Origin of the sequence: Halomonas sp. ND22Bw, from assembly GCF_003011945.1 — a bacterium.
Classification (GTDB): domain Bacteria; phylum Pseudomonadota; class Gammaproteobacteria; order Pseudomonadales; family Halomonadaceae; genus Halomonas; species Halomonas halophila.
Genome location: NZ_PXWD01001386.1, coordinates 1 through 251, shown reverse-complemented (window position 1 = coordinate 251; position 251 = coordinate 1). Strand labels below are relative to the sequence as shown.

Here is a 251-nt window from a genome sequence, read left to right as displayed (position 1 = left end):
GGCGTCGTTCCAAAGCTCGGGGTTCTCGGAAGCCGCATTCAGCTCCGCGAGGCGTTGCTCGACGGTATCCCAGTCAAAGATGCCTCCTCAGCAGTCAGATCGACTGCTTGGCGGCATCCGAGAGTTGTTCGATCTCGGCGCGCATCTGGTGTTTCGGGCTCGTGTTTTCGGGGTGTGGGACCGGGTGATACCGGGACGCCCCGGTGGTGTAAACGGCCTGAGGCCCCGCGCTCCGGATCGCTGACCCGATG

1 pseudogene is annotated in these 251 nt (G+C 63.7%); it reads right to left on the bottom strand.

Annotation, left to right across the window (positions count from 1 at the left end):
• A pseudogene (prfB, locus tag CVH10_RS27385) lies at nt 1–145 on the bottom strand (peptide chain release factor 2); the annotation flags it as partial.
• Between the last annotated feature and the right edge of the window lie 106 nt (nt 146–251).